The 18,827-nt window shown below is 65.4% G+C and carries 18 protein-coding genes; 6 read left to right on the forward strand and 12 right to left on the reverse strand.

What is annotated here, in order from left to right; all coding sequences use genetic code 11:
* Positions 1-24: 24 nt before the first annotated feature.
* On the forward strand, positions 25-399 hold the full coding sequence (locus ACQR1Y_RS15405) for a hypothetical protein (RefSeq protein ID WP_434875797.1): 375 nt from the start codon (positions 25-27) through the stop codon (positions 397-399).
* 138 nt (positions 400-537) lie between these two features.
* Here the strand turns inward: ACQR1Y_RS15405 and ACQR1Y_RS15410 are convergent, their stop codons facing one another.
* The 7 genes from ACQR1Y_RS15410 to lptF all read right to left on the reverse strand — a co-directional run bounded on the left by ACQR1Y_RS15410 (position 538) and on the right by lptF (position 9,293).
* Positions 538-1,596 (reverse strand): alcohol dehydrogenase, encoded by a 1,059-nt coding sequence (locus ACQR1Y_RS15410; protein ID WP_434875798.1) that lies wholly within the window; start codon positions 1,594-1,596, stop codon positions 538-540.
* A 27-nt stretch (positions 1,597-1,623) separates the two neighbouring features.
* A complete protein-coding gene (gene rsmA, locus ACQR1Y_RS15415) occupies positions 1,624-2,484 on the reverse strand; it encodes a 16S rRNA (adenine(1518)-N(6)/adenine(1519)-N(6))-dimethyltransferase RsmA (protein ID WP_434875799.1) in 861 nt (286 codons plus the stop codon).
* Positions 2,481-3,482 carry a 4-hydroxythreonine-4-phosphate dehydrogenase PdxA gene (gene pdxA / locus ACQR1Y_RS15420; protein ID WP_434875800.1) on the reverse strand — a complete coding sequence of 334 codons (1,002 nt, stop codon included), beginning with the start codon at positions 3,480-3,482 and terminating at the stop codon, positions 2,481-2,483. Before pdxA ends, rsmA begins: the two co-directional genes overlap by 4 nt.
* The gene (locus ACQR1Y_RS15425) at positions 3,482-4,447 is read right to left on the reverse strand and encodes a SurA N-terminal domain-containing protein (protein WP_434876022.1); all 966 of its coding nucleotides are present in this window, start codon (positions 4,445-4,447) and stop codon (positions 3,482-3,484) included. Before ACQR1Y_RS15425 ends, pdxA begins: the two co-directional genes overlap by 1 nt.
* A gap of 75 nt (positions 4,448-4,522) precedes the next feature.
* Positions 4,523-7,030: an LPS-assembly protein LptD gene (locus tag ACQR1Y_RS15430; protein ID WP_434875801.1), complete on the reverse strand. Its 2,508-nt coding sequence runs from the start codon at positions 7,028-7,030 to the stop codon at positions 4,523-4,525.
* The gene (lptG, locus tag ACQR1Y_RS15435; protein WP_434861236.1) at positions 7,030-8,127 is read right to left on the reverse strand and encodes an LPS export ABC transporter permease LptG; all 1,098 of its coding nucleotides are present in this window, start codon (positions 8,125-8,127) and stop codon (positions 7,030-7,032) included. Before lptG ends, ACQR1Y_RS15430 begins: the two co-directional genes overlap by 1 nt.
* On the reverse strand, positions 8,124-9,293 hold the full coding sequence (gene lptF / locus ACQR1Y_RS15440) for an LPS export ABC transporter permease LptF (RefSeq protein ID WP_434861237.1): 1,170 nt from the start codon (positions 9,291-9,293) through the stop codon (positions 8,124-8,126). The genes lptG and lptF overlap by 4 nt, the downstream gene beginning before the upstream one ends.
* 351 nt (positions 9,294-9,644) lie before the next feature.
* On the opposite strand from lptF, the gene ACQR1Y_RS15445 reads away from it, so the two are divergent.
* The 3 genes from ACQR1Y_RS15445 to ACQR1Y_RS15455 all read left to right on the forward strand — a co-directional run bounded on the left by ACQR1Y_RS15445 (position 9,645) and on the right by ACQR1Y_RS15455 (position 12,309).
* The gene (locus ACQR1Y_RS15445; protein WP_434875802.1) at positions 9,645-11,156 is read left to right on the forward strand and encodes a leucyl aminopeptidase; all 1,512 of its coding nucleotides are present in this window, start codon (positions 9,645-9,647) and stop codon (positions 11,154-11,156) included.
* 7 nt (positions 11,157-11,163) lie between these two features.
* A complete protein-coding gene (locus ACQR1Y_RS15450; RefSeq protein WP_434875803.1) occupies positions 11,164-11,616 on the forward strand; it encodes a DNA polymerase III subunit chi in 453 nt (150 codons plus the stop codon).
* Positions 11,617-11,820: 204 nt separating this feature from the next.
* Positions 11,821-12,309, forward strand: a complete 489-nt coding sequence (locus tag ACQR1Y_RS15455; RefSeq protein WP_434876023.1) for a hypothetical protein — start codon at positions 11,821-11,823, stop codon at positions 12,307-12,309.
* 79 nt (positions 12,310-12,388) lie between these two features.
* Here the strand turns inward: ACQR1Y_RS15455 and ACQR1Y_RS15460 are convergent, their stop codons facing one another.
* From ACQR1Y_RS15460 to ACQR1Y_RS15470, 3 genes are all read right to left on the reverse strand, one after another.
* On the reverse strand, positions 12,389-14,257 hold the full coding sequence (locus ACQR1Y_RS15460; RefSeq protein ID WP_434875804.1) for an ABC-F family ATP-binding cassette domain-containing protein: 1,869 nt from the start codon (positions 14,255-14,257) through the stop codon (positions 12,389-12,391).
* Positions 14,258-14,323: 66 nt separating this feature from the next.
* Positions 14,324-14,509 carry a hypothetical protein gene (locus ACQR1Y_RS15465; protein WP_434875805.1) on the reverse strand — a complete coding sequence of 62 codons (186 nt, stop codon included), beginning with the start codon at positions 14,507-14,509 and terminating at the stop codon, positions 14,324-14,326.
* A 200-nt stretch (positions 14,510-14,709) separates the two neighbouring features.
* Entirely contained in the window at positions 14,710-14,991 is a 282-nt protein-coding gene (locus ACQR1Y_RS15470; RefSeq protein WP_434861242.1) for a sulfur globule protein precursor, read from the reverse strand.
* A gap of 286 nt (positions 14,992-15,277) precedes the next feature.
* Here ACQR1Y_RS15470 and ndk point away from each other — a divergent pair, with 286 nt between their 5' ends.
* Both ndk and ACQR1Y_RS15480 read left to right on the forward strand, forming a co-directional pair.
* A complete protein-coding gene (gene ndk / locus ACQR1Y_RS15475) occupies positions 15,278-15,700 on the forward strand; it encodes a nucleoside-diphosphate kinase (RefSeq protein ID WP_006613441.1) in 423 nt (140 codons plus the stop codon).
* Between the two features lie 84 nt (positions 15,701-15,784).
* Positions 15,785-16,648, forward strand: a complete 864-nt coding sequence (locus tag ACQR1Y_RS15480) for a TerC family protein (RefSeq protein ID WP_434861243.1) — start codon at positions 15,785-15,787, stop codon at positions 16,646-16,648.
* Between the two features lie 84 nt (positions 16,649-16,732).
* Here the strand turns inward: ACQR1Y_RS15480 and ACQR1Y_RS15485 are convergent, their stop codons facing one another.
* Positions 16,733-17,560 carry a molybdenum storage protein subunit alpha gene (locus ACQR1Y_RS15485; RefSeq protein ID WP_434875806.1) on the reverse strand — a complete coding sequence of 276 codons (828 nt, stop codon included), beginning with the start codon at positions 17,558-17,560 and terminating at the stop codon, positions 16,733-16,735.
* A gap of 15 nt (positions 17,561-17,575) precedes the next feature.
* The gene (locus ACQR1Y_RS15490; RefSeq protein WP_434875807.1) at positions 17,576-18,388 is read right to left on the reverse strand and encodes a uridine kinase; all 813 of its coding nucleotides are present in this window, start codon (positions 18,386-18,388) and stop codon (positions 17,576-17,578) included.
* Positions 18,389-18,827: the final 439 nt, after the last annotated feature.

Raw genomic sequence — 18,827 nt, forward strand, 5'->3', positions numbered from 1 at the left:
GCCGTTCCGAGGAATCCGGCTGCAATGGCGAATGCAACTCCTGCCGTTCGGCTTGCCATTGACGACTCCGGATACGCGACGCAACGGCGCGTTCTCGGAAACAAGTTGGGTCGCAATGAGCCGCAATTCCGGATTAATTCTGTCTCGGTTTTTTCGCTGTGGACTGCGTCTTTTTTCCCACAAGAGAGTCTGCGCGGCGTCGCGATTTCGGCCGCGATGTCGCGCCAAATCGGTCACATCGGTGAAGATCGACGGCGTAATTCGGCTATGCGGATCATCGACGTCGAATCCGCAATCCCCGGCGTTTGTGGACAAATGATCTGCGCCGACGTCACGCGGCTGAGTTCCGGAATCCGGGCGTTGCTGTCGGAATGCAGAGCAGCGGATCAAAACGGGTGAGCCGCCGGCGGCAACCGCATTCGCGGCTCGCCGTGACGCCGTCGGCCCATCATCGTGTCCGATTCAGGCGATGAGCAGAGGAGAAGCGAGCGGCGAGGGTGCAAGCACCGCCGCCCGCCAGTTCGAACGACGAACTAATCAGTTCGTCAGCACCACGCGGCCGACGACGTGGCCGGCGCGCAACGCGTCGATCCATTTCTGGACGTCGGTCATCGGCTCCTCGCGCATCGGCGGCGGCTTGATCTGACCGGCGCGCGCCAGCGCCATCAATTCATGGCCCTCGGCCAGCGTACCGACCATGAAGCCTTCGATGGTCATGCGCTTGTACACCCATTGAACCATCGGCAGCGTGAACTGGCCGCCCATCAGGCCGGAGACGACGATCTTGCCGCCGCGTGCCACGACCGCGACGGCGAACGCCATCGACTTCTCGTTTCCGGCGAAGTCGACGACCTCGTCGAACCCACCCCCGGTTTCCTTGAGGATGCGCTTGATCACGTCCGGTTCGGCCGGATCGTAGGCCGTGGCGGCACCATTCTTGAGCGCGGTCTCGCGCGCGGCGGCCGAGAGATCGGCCACGGAAATCGGCTGCTTGAACATCGCCTGCGCGAACGACAGCCCCATCATGCCGACGCCGCCGAGACCGATCAGCAGGAGATTGCGCTGGCGCGGACGATCGACGAGGCGCTTGAGCGCGCCATAGGCCGTGACGCCCGAGCACATCAAGGTCGCGGCTTGGTTCACCGGCAGCGGGTCATATTCGAGCAGATATTTCGCGTCGGGCACCAGCACATGCGTGGCGAAGCCGCCGTCGATCGAGACACCGAGGAAACGCTGCTTGGCGCAGAGGTTCTCGTCGCCGTTGGCGCAGTCCCGGCATTGGCCGCAGCCGATCCACGGAAACACCGCGCGCTTGGCGCCGATCAACTCCTTCGGCACGTCGGGGCCGACCTCGTCGACGACGCCGGCGATCTCGTGTCCGAGCGTGAAGGGCAGGGTCATGCCGCGCGTGGTGTCGAGGCGCTTGCCGCCTCCGAGATCGGCATAGCCGTCCTGGATGTGCAGGTCGGAGTGGCAGAGGCCACAGCGCTCGATGCGCACCAGCACCTCGCGCCCGCTCGGCTTCGGTGTCTCGACGATGGTTTCGCACAGCGGCGCATCGAATTTGACGAGCGACTGACGGCGCATCAACGCCATGATGACTCTCCCTGAAATGCTTGTTGTTTAAGTCTTGTCGTCGTTGCGACTATTGGTCAATTCGCGGGCCATGGCAACAAAGCCGGACACCGGAATGGTCTCGGCGCGGCGGGTGGGATCGACGCCCGCGGCGGCGGCGAGACGCGCGGGATCGGCGGGCAGAGACTTGAGGCTCTGGCGCAGCATCTTGCGGCGCTGGCCGAAGGCGGCGGCGGCAACTTGTTCGAGCGCGCGCCGATCGCACGGCTCAGGTGACGGGCGCGGCACCAGCCGCACCACCGACGAGGTCACCTTCGGCGGCGGCACGAAGGCCGACGGCGAGATGTCGAACAGGATCTTGGTCTCACAGCGCCAATTGGCCAGCACGCCGAGCCGGCCATAGGCCTCCTCGTTCTCGCGCGCGACAATGCGCTCGGCGACCTCGCGCTGGAACATCAGCACCATCATGTCGTACCAGGGCGGCCATGGCTCCGCGGAGAGCCAGCCGATCAAGAGATGCGTCGCGATGTTGTAGGGCAGGTTGGCGACGATCTTGGCTTTGGTGCTGCCGAGATAGGGCCGGACGTCGAAGGTGCGCGCGTCGGTGCAGACGATCTCGAGCCGTCCGGGGTAGCGATCGGCGATTGTCCGCAGCGCGGGAATGGCGCGCTCGTCGTGCTCCACCGCGATGACATGGCGGGCGCCGAGCGCCAGCAGCGCTCGCGTCAGTCCTCCGGGGCCCGGACCGATCTCCACCACCGTGGCGTCCTCGAGCGGGCCCGCCGCACGCGCGATCCGCGCAGTGAGATTGAGGTCGAGCAGGAAGTTCTGGCCGAGCGCCTTGCGCGCCGACAACTGATGATCGCGAATGACCTCGCGCAGCGGCGGGAGGTCGTCGATCGCGCTCATGATGATTGCTGGGCCATGCGCGCGGCGAGGCGCAGCGCCGCAATCAGGCTCGCCGGATTGGCGGTGCCCTTGCCGGCGATGCCGAACGCCGTGCCGTGATCCGGCGACGTCCGGATGAAGGGAAGGCCGAGGGTGACGTTGACGCCGTCGTCGAACGCCAGCGTCTTGATCGGGATCAGGGCCTGGTCGTGATACATGCAGATCGCGCAGTCATAGGTCTTGCGCGCGGCGTCATGGAACATCGTGTCGGCAGGCAGCGGCCCCTGCACGTCGAGCCCGGCGTTGCGCAAGGTCGCGATGGCCGGTGCGATGATCTCGTCCTCCTCGGTGCCGAGCGTGCCATCCTCGCCGGCATGCGGATTGAGACCTGACAAGGCGATGCGCGGCCGCGACACGCCGAAATAGCGGCGCAAGCTGGCGGCAACGATGCGCGTGGTCGACGTGATCAACGGGCTCGTCAGTTGCTCGATCGCCTCGCGTAACGCGACGTGGATGGTGACCGGCACGACGGCCAGCGTCGGTGACCACAGCATCATCACGGGTTGCGGCACGACACCGCCGTCAGCGGCGAGCTCGGCGAGAAATTCGGTATGGCCGGGATGGGCGAAGCCGGCGCGATAGAGCACGGCCTTGGCGATCGGATTGGTCACGACGGCAGCCGCGTGCCCCGCCTTGACGTCGGCGACGGCCTCGCGGATCGAGCCGATGGCGGCCGCGGCGCTGGTCGAGTCCGGACGCCCGGGCAGGGCGGTGACGGGGTGTCCGGTGGACACCACGGGCAGTGCTCTTGAGAAGAGTTGCGCCGCCTGGTCCGGGCGCACCTCTTCGACCGGAATGGGCAGATCGAGCAGTCTGGCCCGGTGCGCCAGGAAGCCGGCATCGCCACGCACATAGAAGGCGGGAAGTCCAAGCTTGGCGCGGCGCAGCCATGCCTGCAGGGTGATGTCGGGTCCGATGCCGGCCGGCTCCCCCAGGGTCAACGCGAGGGGCTTGGTCATCAGCGATATTCGATCATCGCCGCCTTGCGGACTTCCTGCAGATAGGCCTTCGACGTGGCCTCGTACTTCTTGGTGTACATCTGCTCCTTGATCTCGCGCTTCTTCGGCGTGTCGATCGTGGTCGGCGTGCGCGAGCAGAGGGCGACCATCTGGATGCCCTGGCGGGTCGCTTCCGGCGGCGTGAGGTGGCCGATCGGGGTATCGTCGAGCAGCTTGCGGAGATTGGGCGGGATGTCGGCGGAGGTCTTGACGACGATCTCCTTGATCACGGCGTTCGCCGTGGTCTTGAACACGTTGTTGGCTTCGGCGCAGGTCTGCACGCGTGCGCGCAGCGCCTCGGCCTCCTTATGCCGCGCTTCCATCAGGCCCTGGTTCGACGCGTTCGACACGATCAGCACGACCGGCTGCATCTTGTATTCGTAAGCCTGGCCCTGCTGGTCGCCATCGCCACCGGCGGCGGCCACGGCAGCGGCCACGTCCTTGTCGGACACGATCAACCGCTCCTTGTAGCGGCCGCGCACGAGGCTGCTCCAGACGATTTCCGCCTTGATGCGCGACTTCAGCGTCTCCGGACGGACGCCCTGGCTCTCGAGCGACTTGGTCAGCTGCTCGGGGCTGAGCCGCATGCGAGAGCCCATGCCGGCGAACGACTGATCGACATCGGAAGAGCTCGGCTCGACGCCGAACTTCTTGCCTTCCTTGATCTTCACCCGGTCATCGATCAGCTCGTTGATGATCTCCTGGCGGGTCTGCTGTTTGCGGGTGCTCAGGAAGTTCAGCTTCGTTCGCTGCTGGATGTCGAAATCGGTGATGGGGTCGCCATTCACCATGACGACGATGCTCTGGGCACGGGCCGGAGAGGTTCCGGCGCCGCAGGCCAGTGCCGCAAGACTGCAGACGGCCAGGGCCCGAAGGCGGAGAAGGAACGCGATCGTCATGACCAAGCTTCGCTGTTCGAAATGGATCCAACGGGAAGCGGCACCACGGCTCTCGACGAGGAACTCTCGAGCCCGGCGGAACCGTCGGGGGGCTGGCGCGCGCTACTGGATACCAGCCCCGGTCCCCGTGGACGAGGAGTTCGCAAGCGTCCGAAGTCCGATCTGGAGCATGTAGGCGTGGCTCAGAACGGGCGGAGTGGTGCCTGCCGTGTAATTATAGGACGTAACGTAGTTTGCGGCCAGCACGAAACAATCGTCCACGTAGCCAGCGCCGATCACATACTGGTTGATCTTGTTGGCGGCCAGATCCCAGCGCGCTGCACCTGTGACGATCCAGTTCGGTGCCACCTTGACGGAGCCGCTGCCCAGGATGCCCTCACGCCGGTCGAGGTAGCCGAGCGCCGGATCTGCGGCATAGTTGCCGTAGGTCAGGGCCACCGACCAGCGGTCGAAGTTCGCCTTCGCCTCGGCCTCGAAGCGCTGGATGTTCAGCGTCTGCTGGTCGAACCGGCTGCGCATGCTGAACGTGTAGGTCCGGTTCGGCGAGTAATCGACGCGGGCGACATAATCCGAGACGTTCTTGTCCAGGCCCGACCCGATGCCGGTGTTGTTCATGTCCTGAACCGCGAACGAGTTCAGCCCGAACAGGTGGTAGGACTGGCCGAACAGCACGTTGATGGTGCCGCCGCGGTCGAACTGGGTGGTGGCCTGCACGCCGACATTGGCGCGGCCGCCGCCCTCGACGCGGTCGTAGCCGGAGAATTTGTTGACGCTGAACAGGTTGCTGGCGTCGTACACCATGCTCTGCGCGTCTTCGTTCGGCAGCCTGCCGGCATAGGTCTCGTTCGGCCGGATGATGACCTGCGCGATCGGCTCGATCGTGGTGGTGCCCCACGGCTGCACGTTGATGAACGGGTAGCGATATTCGAGGCCGACGGTCGGCATCAGGCGCAGCGCCTGGGTGTCGCCGGTCTGCAGGAAGTTGCCGACGCCCGGCTGGTTCGAGACCTGCGCGTTGATCGCATCCGCGCGCAGGATCGCGAACGGCGTCCAGATCTGGCCGAACGGGTCCGTGAACGAGCGCCGCCATTCGGCCTGCGCCGTCAGCCGGGTATAGGTGCCGGGTGTGGCGCGCAGCAGGCACTGGGTGGGCAGGCGCGCGCGCGGATCAGCCGATGTCGTGGTGCACAGGCCGGCGGTGTTGGCCGTCGTCGTGATCGGATCGAACACCGCCGTTTCGCGGCTGAGATTGACGAAATTGGTCTTGTAGCTGACCTCGCCGCCGAACACCGGATAGTTCAGCACGTTGAAGTAGTCGAGCACCGGGTAGACCACCGGAACGGTCTGCTGGTTGCCCGAGAAGCTCAGATAATGGATCGCCCGGACGTCGAAGAAGCTGCGGCTGCCGACGCCGGTCAGGTACAGCTGCGAGATCGCTTCCGTCGGCAGGCTCATGAACGAGTTGAAGGGGTCGCGATACTGCGCCAGCCGGTAATCCGACAGGAACATGTAGTCGGACAGCAGGATGCCGTCCCAGCCCCACACCCATTTGTCGTTGATCGCGAACTGGCCCTTGGTGTCGACGCCGCCGCGGAACTGGCGGTCGCCCGGCTGGCCGGCGAACGCGTTGCGGTTCAGTTGGTCGATGCCGTACAGGCGCACCTGGTAGCCGCCATTGCTGAGGCGCTGGCGGAATTCGGTCTGCACCAGCACGCCCTGCTTGGAGGTGATGCGCGGCGTGAACGTCGCGTCGTAATCCGGCGCGATCGCCCAGTAATAGGGGATGTCGACGCCGAAGCCGTAGCCGCCCGTCTGGGTGAAGCCCGGCATCAGGAAGCCGCTCTTGCGCTTCACCGTCGGATCTGGCGTCGAGAAGTAGGGAATGTAGGCGAGCGGAACGCCGAAGAATTCGAGCTGGGCGTTCTCGAAATACAGCATCTTCTCGGTCTGGTCGTGGATGATGCGCGCACCCTTGACCTGCCACAGCGGCGGCTTCTTGGGATTGTCCTTGCAAGGCGCGCAGGCGGTGTACACGCCGTTCTCGAAGACGGTGTAATTGCCCTTGGAGCGGTCGGCGCGGGTCGCCGCCATCCGCGTCTGGTCCTCGGTCTCGACCCGCAGCGAATCGACGAAGCCGTCGCGGTAGTCGTCGGAGAGATCGAGGCTGTTGGCGTAGGTGATCTTGCCGTCGGCGTCGGTCATGCGGATGTTGCCTTCCGCATGCAGGCGCTTGGTCTTCTGGTCGTAGATCACCCGGTCGGCCTCGACCGAGGTGCCGTTGTAGAACAGCTGCACGTTGCCGACGGCCGACACACGCGAGTTGTTGTAGTCGTAGTCGACCTCGGTCGCCTGCACCAGCATCTGGTTGTCGTTGGCGACGCGCGGCGGCGGCGCCTTGGGCGGCCGCGGATTGTAGGTGAAGCTCTGGGCAGCAGCAGGAGACGGGGCCGCGATGCCGACGGCGAGCGCCAGCAGCAGGCCGAATCCTCCGGCCACGACGAATCCGGTAGCGGCAGACGCGACGAAGCGCGCGCGCGCGCAGGCGCTGCGCGCGGCAACACGCTGCCGAATCGCGGCGAGCGCGGTCTGACGGACGGCAACGAACGACACTAGCCGTCCTCCTGGTAGAGCAAGGCCATGAAGCCGGTGAGGCCGCCGACGAACACCGGCAGCCACGCCGCAGCGATCGGATTCATCAACTCAGCCTTGCTCAAATCTTCAGTTACTTTCGACAGAACGTAGAGCAGAAACCCGGCGCCCACGCCACTCAAAACCATCTTTTGAACGCCGCCCATTCGGAAGAACCGCAAGCTTACGGATGCGGCCAGCATGACCATCGCAGCCAGCAGAAACGGCTGTGCGATCAGCTTATGATACTGCAGTTTGTACCCCGCGGTCGCGAAGCCTGAACTCTCCGAGGAGCGGATGTAGGTCGGAAGTTGCCAAAACGACACAGTTTCGGGGGTGGAGAAGCTGTTTCGGACCTGCGCCGGCGTCAGGCTTGTGGGAAGAATGAACGTCGGTTCGTCCACCGGCGGCGCATCGAGCGAGAATCGGCGCACCGAGCGGAAGACCCAGCGGCCTTCCTCCAGCGTCGCCTCGCGCGCTTCGATTCGGTCCTTGAAGCGCTTGTTCGTGTCAAAACGAAACAGGGTCAGGCCGGTGAGCCGCACGCCCTGCTGTTCGCTGCGCGCGGCGTTGATGATGACCGAGCCGTCCGGATTGATCTGGTTGAGCCAGAAGCCGGCCGCGTCCTGCACGCCGCCGCCAGGGGCGGAGCCGAACAGCTCGGCCTCCATGCGCTTGGAAAGCTCGCGCAGATTCGCCGACATCGGGTTGTACAGCGTGGTCGCCATCAGGCCGAGCATGATGGCGCTGGCGAGCGCGGGCGCGATGAATTGCCAGGCCGAGACCCCCGCGGCGCGCGCCACCACGAGCTCGAGCCGGCGCGACAGCGCGAGGTAGCAGGTCATCGCGCCGATCAGCACGCAGAACGGCATCATCTTCTCGAGCAGCTGCGGCACGCGGAAGAGGGAGGTCTCCGCCACCATCAGCGCCGAGGCCGAGGCCAGCCCGGAGGTCTTGCGCACCATCTCGATGTAGTCGACGAGCACCAGCAGGATGAAGATGCTGGCGAACACGCCGACCGCCGAGACCAGGAAGCGGCCGGCGAAATAGCGTCCGAGCGTGTTGGTGACCATGCTCATGCGGCGACCGGCCTTCTGAACAGCCGTGCGATGCGCGCGTTCGAGCGGTTGATCGCCTCCATCAGCCGCGCCGGCGGTTCGACCACCACGCCGCCGACGATGATCCAGATCGACAGGCCGAGCACGCCGAACAGCATCAGGTATTGCACCAGCGCGGCCATGGGGGTCTTCACCGTCATGACTGAGCAGGCAAAGCCCGCCATGCGGACGCCGAACACGGCCAGGATGGCGCTGCCGAACGAGAAGTTGCGGCTCTGCCGCGTCGTGCGTGGCGCGCCGAGGAAGGCGAAGGTGAGGGCGGCAAAGGCGAACGGATAGATCGGCGCCAGGAAGCGGTCATGCAGCTCCTGCCGGAACTGTCCAGGGATCTGCTTGTAGATCGGATCGTTCTCGGCGGGCGCCATCAGCTCCCAAAGATAGCGCTCGCGAATGCCGAGCGTGACGTCGCGGCCCTGGTTCGAGAACTTCGACATGTCGAAGGCGTAGCGAGCGAACGCGACCATCGCCGGCTCGCGCTTGCCGAGCTCGAAGCGCTCGAGATTGCCGTCCTCCAGCACCAGGAACGAGCCGTCGGCGTTCTTCACTACGGTGCCCTTCTCGGCGATGATCGTGATCCGTTCCTTGGGGTCGCGGCGGTCGTCGATCAAAATGCTCTTCAGCTCGCCGCCGGGCGAGCGTTCGCCGATTCGGATCGTCAGGTTCTGGTCGAGCTGCGCGAAGCGTCCCGGCTGCAGGATGTTGGCGAGCACGTCGGCGGTGATCTCGGCGTCCCATTGCTTGATCCGGCGCAGGCCGTCGGGCGCGAAGAACGAGGCGATCAGGGTCACCAGGATCGCGACCACGCAGGTCGCGTAGGCGAACGGGACGAACAGCCGGATCGGCGACATGCCGGCGGCGTTCATGACGATGATCTCCGAATCGGTCGCGAGCTTGTTGAGCGTGTGCGAGACCGCGATCATCAGCGCGATCGGCGCGATGACGCCGAGCAGCGAGGGAATCACGAGGCCGGTGATGCCGAGGAAGGTCAGGATGGTCTGGCCCTGGCTGGTCATCAGGTCGATGCCGCGCAGCGCCTGGGTAATCCAGATCACGCCGGTGAGGCTGACCAGCACCAACGCGAACGACGCCAAGGTCGTGCGAAAGATGTACCTGTCGATGGACCCCATCGTGTGCGCTCGAATCCCCAGTCAGCTGTCCCAAACGAGCGCTGCAGCCAACCCTCGCAACGGGCCCCCGAGGCTGCTGTCGCCGTCACGTTCCGAAGGCGGTGAGTATCTGTACCATCCCTTTGATCCGTCGACAAAATGGCTGTGACATGGCGCCACGAAAATACGGTTAAAATTTCATCATTGTGACCACTCCGCCACGCGACCTTTCATGGGCCCCTTGGCAGGTCCGGCCACGGCGGGCCATACTGTTGCCAAGTTGGGTTCTGAACAGCCGCCATCCTCGTCTGGCCCTTGAAGTTTTCGGCCGGACGTGGCGGCTCATCACGTCGAAATCTGGAGGATTGCTTGATGTCCGACGCCGTCAAGGTCGGCTTCGTCCCGCTGTCGACCGCTCCCCGCGGTATCGTGGTGGCGTTTTGCGATGACACCCTGCGACTTGGAGTCGCGACCGAGAAGGCGCTCGGGGGAGCCACGGACCTGATCAAGCGCGCCGCTGGCGCCGCGCGGTTCAAGGGCAAGGACGGCGCCGTGCTCGACCTGCTGGCGCCCGAGGGAATCAAGATTCAGCGCTTGATCGTGATCGGCACGGGCAAGGGCGCCGATCTGAAGGACAAGGATTTTCTCAAGTACGGCGGGACTTTAACCGGCAAGCTGAATGCCGGAACTGAAGCGGTGACGGTGCTGGCCGAACTGCCCGCGGGGCCGATGACGCCGGACCAGGTCAGCTCGCTCGCGGAAGGCGTGCGGCTGCGTGCCTATCGGTTCGACCGCTACAAGACCAAGAAGAAGGACGAGGAGGGCGGCGTGTCCGCCAACCTGTCGGTCGCCGTCGCCGACGTCGCTGCCGCGAAGAAGGCGTTCTCGCCTCGCGCGCATGTGACCGATGGCGTCATCCTGGCGCGCGATCTCGTGAACGAGCCGCCGAACGTGCTTTACCCGGAAGAATTCGCCAAGCGCGCCGCCGCGCTGCGCAAGCTCGGCGTCACCGTCGAGATTCTCGACGTTCCCGCCATGAAGAAACTCGGCATGGGCGCGCTGCTCGGCGTCGGCCAGGGCTCGGCGCGGCCGAGCCGCACGGTGGTGATGCGCTACGACGGCGGCAAGAAGGGCGAGCCGCCGGCCGCCTTCATCGGCAAGGGCGTCTGCTTCGACACCGGCGGCATCTCGATCAAGCCGGCCGGCTCGATGGAGGACATGAAGGGCGACATGGGGGGCGCAGCCTGCGTCGTCGGCCTCATGCATGCGCTCGCCGCGCGCAAAGCCAAGGCGAATGTGATCGGCGCGATCGGCCTGGTCGAGAACATGCCCGACGGCAACGCCCAGCGTCCCGGTGACATCGTCACCTCGATGTCGGGCCAGACCATCGAGATCATCAACACCGATGCCGAAGGACGGCTCGTGCTCGCCGACGTGCTCTGGTACGTCGCGACCAAGTACAAGCCGAAATTCATGATCGATCTGGCGACGTTGACGGGGGCGATCCTGGTCGCGCTCGGCACCGAGCATGCCGGCCTGTTCACCAACAACGACGATCTCGCCGACAAGCTCGTCAAGGCGGGACAGGAAACCGGTGAGAAGGTCTGGCGCATGCCGCTCGGACCCGAATACGACAAGCTGATCGATTCGCAGTTCGCCGACATGAAGAATACCGGCGGACGGCATGGCGGCTCGATCACTGCAGCGCAATTCCTGCAGCGCTTCGTCAACGACACGCCATGGGCGCATCTCGACATCGCCGGCACCGCGATGGGCGCGCCGAAATCGGAAATCAACCAGAGCTGGGGGTCCGGCTACGGTGTCCGCCTGCTCGACCGGATGTTGTGGGACGCCTACGAGGCCAAAGCAGGCGCCAAGGCTTGAACCTGCGATGACCGAAGTCCTGTTCTATCATCTGCAGAACATGACGCTCGAATCCGTCCTGCCGCCGCTGCTCGAGAAGTCGCTCGAGCGCGGCTGGCGCGTGGTGGTGCAAGCGACCTCGGAGGAACGCGCGGATGCGCTCGATGCGCATCTGTGGACCTATCGTGACGATTCGTTTCTGCCGCATGCCACCTGGCGGGTGGCCGATGCAGCCGACCAGCCGATTCTGCTGGCGGTGGAGGAGAGCAATCCCAACGGCGCGCATGTGCGATTTCTCGTGGACAACGCGCCGTTGCCGTCCGACTCACAGAACTATGAGCGCATGGTTCTGGTGTTCAACGGCGACGATCCGGATGCGCTTGCTGCAGCGCGGTCGGCATGGACCGATTGCAAAGCGCGCGGATTCGAGGTCACTTACTGGCAGGCCGATGAGCGGGGACGGTGGCAACGTCGGCAGTAGCAGCCGGTTCATTGCTGGCCCGGCAATAGCGGCACATCGTGATTAATGATAATCTGCCGATTTGCCGGCCAAGCGTTGGCAAAGTCACGAACGTGCCGCAAAGTGATGTTGGGACAACATCTTAGAGTGTCCACAGGTTGCAATTCAGCAAGGTTCATCGTGCGAGATCACAACAAACAGCTGACGCGCGTTCTGGCGTTTCTTGTGCTGGCACCGGTCATGGCCGGATGCTCGAGCACGCCGGAGTTCCTGTCGAAGGACGCCGAATGGTTCAACCGGCCGCAGCGCCTGTTCATCAAGAACATCTCGATCGACGCGCCGCCGTTGACGCCGGATAAGCCGGTGTCGCCTGAGGATCTCGTCAGCGCGGATGGTGCGTGTCCCGGCATGGCGCCTTCCGGCGCCAATGCGATGGCGAATGACGCTGCGGCTGCGCCGCCGCCGACCGCCGGGGGCACTGTTGCGCTCGGCCATACCGAGTGCGACGTCGTGCGTGGCATCGGTGCGCCCGACAACGTCAACATTTCGAGCAATGGCGGTGAGCGTGTTGCTACCGTGACATGGCTGCGCGGCGCCCGCGCCGGCGTCTACACCTTCAACAGCGGCCGGCTCGCTTCGGTCGAGCGCGCGCCCGATGCCGGACCGGCGCCGAAGGTGGCGAAGCCGAGCAAGGCCAAGAAGCGCGCCACTTAAGACCAAGCCTGTAAGACTAAGCTTGGTGCCGCGCTACCCGTGAGCAGGCGGGCGAGTGAATTCGTCCGCCGATGCTCTTTCAGCTTGTTGCCTCATCTTGCAGCGTGCTGGCTTCCAGCCATTGCTCCTCGGCGCGCGCGAGCGCGTCCGCCGCATTGGCGCGCGCCTTGGAGAGTTGCGTGGCCTGTTTCGGATCGCGCGTGAAGATGTCGGGCAGCGACAACGCGCTGTCGATCTTGGCGATGATCTCGGTGATGCGCGCGATCTCGGCCTCTGCCGCGGCGATCTTCTGCTTCAGCCCGCTGCGCTTGTTGTCGCCGCGCGGCCGCTCGGCTTTCTCCGACGGCTGAGATCGCTCGGTGTCGCGCGCCGGCGCGCCGCTGCGCGTTGACAGGATCATGCGCCGGTATTCGTCGAGGTCGCCGTCATAGGTCTTGACGGTGCGGTCGGCCACCACCCACAGACGGTCGGCACAGGCCTCGATCAGATAGCGATCATGCGAGACCATGATCACGGCGCCCGGGAATTCGTTGATCGCCTCCGCGAGCGCGGCGCGGCTGTCGATGTCGAGATGGTTGGTCGGCTCGTCCAGGATGATCATGTTCGGGCCGTAGAAGGTCGCAAGCCCGAGCAGCAGGCGCGCTTTCTCGCCGCCGGACAGGCTTTTCACCGAGGTGTCCGCCGCCTTGCCGGAGAAGCCGATCGCGCCGGCGCGGGCCCGCACCTTCGATTCCGGCGCATCACCCATCAGCTTGCGGACATGGGTGTACGGTGAGCCGCTCTCGTCGAGCTCATCGAGCTGATGCTGGGCGAAATAGGCGATCGACAGCTTGTCGGCGCGCGTCACTTTCCCGGAGAACGGCGCCAGCCGTCCGGCCAGCAGCTTCACCAGCGTCGACTTGCCGTTGCCATTGGCGCCGAGCAGCGCGACGCGATCGTCATTGTCGATCCGCAAGGTGACGCGATTGAGCACGGGCTGCGCCGGGTCGTAGCCGACCGATGCGTTGTCGACCGCGATGATCGGCGGCGACAGCAGCTTCTCGGGCGCCGGAAACGTGATCTCGCGGACGTCCTGGGTGACCAGGGCGGTGATCGGCTTCATCCGCTCCAGCATCTTCACGCGCGATTGCGCCTGCCGCGCCTTCGAGGCCTTGGCCTTGAAGCGCTCGACGAACGCCTGCAGCCGCGCGCGCTCCGCCTCCTGGCGCTTCACCGCCTTGGCGTCGAGCATCTCGCGCGTCGCGCGCTGCTCCTCGAAGGACGAGTAGCTGCCGCGGTAGAGCGTGAGCTTGCCGCGGTCGAGATGCAGGATCTGGTCGACCGAGGTTTCCAAAAGGTCGCGGTCGTGGCTGATCACGATCACCGTGCGCGGATAATGCGCCAGGTGATCCTCGAGCCACAGCGTGCCTTCGAGATCGAGATAGTTGGTCGGCTCGTCCAGCAGCAGCAGGTCGGGCGCGGCGAACAGCGTCGCCGCAAGTGCCACGCGCATGCGCCAGCCACCGGAGAATTCCGAGCAGGCGCGGGCCTGGTCGGCCGCGGAGAAGCCGAGACCGCTGAGGATCGCGGCCGCGCGCGCCGGCGCCGAATGCGCGTCGATGTCGACGAGGCGTGTCTGGATCTCGGCGATCCGGTCCGGATCATCGGCGGTCTCGGACTCGCGCAGCAGCGCATCCCGCTCCAGGTCGGCGCGCAGCACGACCTCGATGAGGCTCTCGGGACCGCTCGGGGCCTCCTGCGCCAGGCTGCCGATCCGCCACCGCGGCGGCAGGCTGATACTGCCGTTCTCCAGCGACAGTTCGCCGCGGATGGCCTTGAACAGCGTCGACTTGCCGGTACCGTTGCGGCCCACCAGGCCGACGCGCGCGCCGGGCGGGATCTGCACCGAGCTTTGGTCGATGAGAAGCCGTCCGGCGAGGCGGATGGAGATGTCGGTGATGGAAAGCATGCGCGCCTTGTCACCGCGCGCGCCGCCAAACGCAACCGCTTTATCGTGTCTCCAGGTGCGGGCTGGTCAGTCGAAGCGCGCGGCCGCGTCGTCCTGCTTGCGCAGTTCGTTCAGCAAATGGGCCAGCGACGCGGGCAATTCTGAGCCTTCTGGCGGCAGGCTGCGCTGCAGCCTTTCGCCTACGGCCTCACAGATCGATCGGCTGGTCTTGCGATCGAGCGCCTCGCTGAAATCGGCGGTGCGGCCAGACATGATGGAGTTCCACGAGCAGTTGCAATTCAGTGTCTTACCAAGTCGTAGGAGGCCGAATTGTTTCCGCGCAAGCTCCGAGAAGGCCGAAAATGGGTTGATAACACACGAAAAAAGCCCCGGCGTGGGGGAGACGCCGGGGCAATGCGAGTTCGGAGCGGCGGGGGGCGGATGCCGTTCCTAGGCTCGTATCAGGGGAGATCTCAGTAGCAGCGGTTGATCCAGCGCCAGCGCGGCCCCCACGGGGTCGGAACCACGCGGCGCACGTAGCAGCCGCCATAGCCGTAGCTGTAGGCCGGGCCGCCGACGAACACGCGCGGACCATAGAACGGACGGTGCCAGCCGTAGCCGCCGTGCCAGCCGTGATGCCAACCGCCGCCGCCATGCCAACCACCGTGCCAATGGGCCGATGCAGCGGTAGGGGCGAGGGCGGCTGCGCCCAGGGCAACCGTGGCCGCGGCGATGAGTGAGAGTTTGCGCAACATGATCGTCTCCTGGATGACAGCGCTGGCGGCGCCGAAATTGTCCGAGGGATGAGGCTGGGAGAAGGCGGTCAGCCGGATCGCGGCTGGCTCGTCATCGCCCGATAGCGCACACGATAGGGCAAGACACCTGAACGAGGAGCGCACGAGCCCTTCAGACAATGTTCAGAATCGTGAAATTGTCGTAAGGCATCGCGCCTCCGGGAGGGCTCCGGTCGCTTGCCGTCGACCCATGGCGTCGATATAAGCCCGCAACCCACCCAAATCCCGCACCTCCAAGGACGATATCATGGCGATTGAGCGCACCTTTTCGATCATCAAGCCCGACGCGACCGAGCGTAACCTCACCGGCGCGGTCAACGCGCTGATCGAGAAAGCCGGCCTGCGCATCGTGGCCCAGAAGCGCATCCGCATGACCCGGGATCAGGCCGAGACCTTCTACGCCGTGCACAAGGCGCGGCCGTTCTTCGGCGAGCTGGTCGACTTCATGATCTCCGGCCCGGTCGTCGTCCAGGTTCTCGAAGGCGAGGGCGCCATCCTGAAGTACCGCGACGTGATGGGCGCGACCGATCCGTCGAAGGCGGCCGACGGCACCATCCGCAAGCTGCACGCCAAGTCGATCGGCGAGAACTCGGTGCACGGCTCGGATGCGGCGGAAACTGCCGCGATCGAGATCGCGCAGTTCTTCTCCGGCAACGAGATCGTCGGCTGACGCTGAACATTGCGGCGGGGCCAGGCCCCGCCGCAGGGTTTCCGGCCGGGGAAGTCCCGTCGAACACATCTGGAAGGTCTGGCCGTGAACTGGCTGTCGCAACTCGCTGATCCCGCCACCTACGGTCATCTCCTCGCTCAATTCGAAGCCGATCTGCAGAGCCCCGGGTTCTGGCTCGCGCTCGGCAAAATCATCTGGATCAACGTGCTGTTGTCGGGCGACAACGCGCTGGTGATCGCGCTCGCCTGCCGCGGCCTGCATGGCAAGCACCGTTTCTGGGGCATGGTGGCCGGCTCCGGCATTGCCGTGGCGCTGCGGATCGCCTTTACCGGCATCGTCGCCACCCTGATGGCGCTGCCCTATCTGAAGCTGATCGGCGGCCTGGCCCTGCTGGTGATCGCCGCCAAGCTGCTGGTTCCCGAGGACGAGAACGACGACATCGCTGCCGGTACGACCTTGTGGCACGCCGTGCGCATCGTCGCGCTCGCCGACCTCGTGATGAGCCTCGACAACGTGATCGCGGTGGCCGCCGCCGCCAATGGACAGGCCTCGCTGCTGATCATCGGCCTTGCCATGAGCATCCCGCTGATCATTGCGGGTGCCGCGCTGATCATGCTTGTCCTCGATCGTTTCCCGCTGCTGGTCTGGCTCGGCGCCATGCTGCTCGGCTGGGTCGCCGGCGAAGTGATCGCGACCGATCCCGCGATCGAGCCGATGCTGCATCATCTGCTCGACGGCACCGTCAATATCAGCATCGACGCGACGTCGGCGCTGTGGGCGGGCAAGTCGACTCTCACCAGCCATGTCGACGTCATGGAAACCCTGATGTCGCTGCTCGGCGCCCTGGTGGTCCTGGTAGCCGGCTCCATCTGGCGGGGGCGGGCGCTGCAGAACAAGGGCAAGCACGAGATCGAAGCCGTTCCGGCGCGCGGCGTCGAGCTGCCCTGACTGCAGGGTCAGTGCAGAAGGTTCGTCCAGTTCCGACCAACAACAAGGCCGCTCGTCGCACGAGCGGCCTTCTTCTTTGGGTGATCAGGGACGTGCGCCGGTGGTGATGACCGAGCCGACATGATGGCCGCGCAGCGCCGCCGTCAGCCGCCCCGGCACCAGGCCGTTGACGACCTGCACGCGCGAGAGGTGGCGGGCATTGGCCATCACTTCGAGCAACGTGCGGTCGAACGGCAGCGTGCCCTGTTGCTTGGCCAGCGCATCATGGCTGGTCTCGCGCAGCAATGTCGCCTTGGCCGCGTCGGGCCCGTTGGGATCGGCCGTGTAGACCCCATCCACGTCCTCCACGATCGTCAGTCCGGCCGCGCCCAGCGCGTCGGCGATCAGGAAGGCGCCGGTGTCGGCGCGATGCGTCGGCAGCCGCGAGGTCGGGAATTCATGGTGGTGATAGGGCGGGAAGGCGCTGCCGACGACCGCACGCGCTGCCGTCAGATGAATGGCGAGCTGGTTCGCAATGGTCGGGTGCTCGATGTAGGAGACGCCCTCTGCGGCCAGCAGCGCTGCCAGGATGTGTCCATTCTGTCCGGCCTCGCTGGCGGCAAGCGGCGCGAGCGAGCCGACCGGCAGGCCGAGATCGAGGCCGACGCCGTAGAGATGGCGGGCGCGGATACCGGCACCGGTCAGGATCAGAAGACGATGCTCGGGCAGCAGCTTCCTGATCTCCTCGACCAGCGGCAGGATCGCCTCGGCGCCGCGATCCATGATCGAGCGGCCGCCGATCTTGACGACCTGAAGCCAGGGCAGCAGCGCCATCGGGCGCTTGCCGGCGACGGGGCGGGTGAGCTTGTTGTCGAGGAGGGTCTGCCGGGCGAGCGGCGAGGCGACGTGCTTGATGGTGTTGGTGTCAGCCATGACGGGTCGGCTCCGTTAGCTCGCGGTGATGATGGTGCCGACATGCTCGCCCGCGAGCGCGCGGGTCAGGTTGCCGGGAACGAGGCCGTTGACGATTTGCACCTCGCGGACGTGGCGGGCGGCTTCGAGCAGGTCGAGCATCGGGAATTCCAGGATGGAGTCGGCAAGGCCCTTGGCCTTCATCTCGGCGACCGAGATCTTTGGAATGAAGGTGGCGGTCTTGTCCGTCTTCGGATTGGCTGTGTAGAGCCCGTTCTCGTCCTTCACATAGATCATCGCCTTGCAGCCGAACTGTTCGGCGACCAGGAAGCAGCCGGCATCGGTGCGGTAGGGCGGGATGACGCCGTCGGCTGATGGCCGCATCCACAGGCCGTAGGGCGGCATGCCGCTGAACACCACGGCGTTCACCTCGGCGAGATACAGCGGCACGGCGGACAGGCCGGCGCCTTCGACCGCGGAGATGCCGTACTTCGCAAGCAACTGACCCAGCATCGCCGCGTTCTGGTCGGCTACGGACGCGCCGAGCTGCGACAGCACGCCGGCAGGCAGGTTCAGGCCCGCGGCGATCGAATACAGGTGCCGCGCCCGAGTGCCGGCGCCGGTGCCGATCAGCATCTTGTGCGTCTTGCGCGCGGCGACGATCTCCTCGACCAGCGGATAGACGGCGGCACGGCCGCGATCGATCATGCTCTGTCCACCGATCTTGATCACGGTGGCATCAGGGAGGATGCGGAAATCAGCTGCCGTCTCCGCCGCCGCGATCAATTCGGCGTCGGTGAGCGAGCGCTGCATCAGAAGCTGCTCGAGCTCGGCCGTCGTGGTCGCCATTGAAGATTTTCCTTTCCTGGTCGCCGAGCCCACATGGCCTTCAGCTCCCATGTTCGTCCCTATCGCGCGGAGGATCGGCAGGCGGATCGCCCCGCACCGAACGCAGATAGAATGATTTTGGAATTCTCGAAAGCTATATTGTGAGAAATACAGATCACGTGTCGGAGTGTCGGCTTTGCGACAAGCCCGCGACGTTGCCCAAGTTCAGGTCATCATGCGTCGTGATGCATCGCGGATAATGCTCAACAATGATGCAGTGTGACGATGCCCTCGCGACGGGACATCGTGATAGTCCCGCGGCACGCTTGCGATGGCGGCAACGCCTGATGACCGGCTGATGCAGCCGGTGCTGTGATGGATCGCCGAGACGCGATCTCCGCCCGCCGGATCTGTCCGCATGGGCCGACGCGCTCAACGGAGCCGGGGAAGGGCGTGAGCT

The sequence above is a fragment of the Bradyrhizobium sp. HKCCYLRH3099 genome (assembly GCF_051167855.1).
In the GTDB taxonomy this organism is placed as follows: Bacteria; Pseudomonadota; Alphaproteobacteria; order Rhizobiales; family Xanthobacteraceae; genus Bradyrhizobium.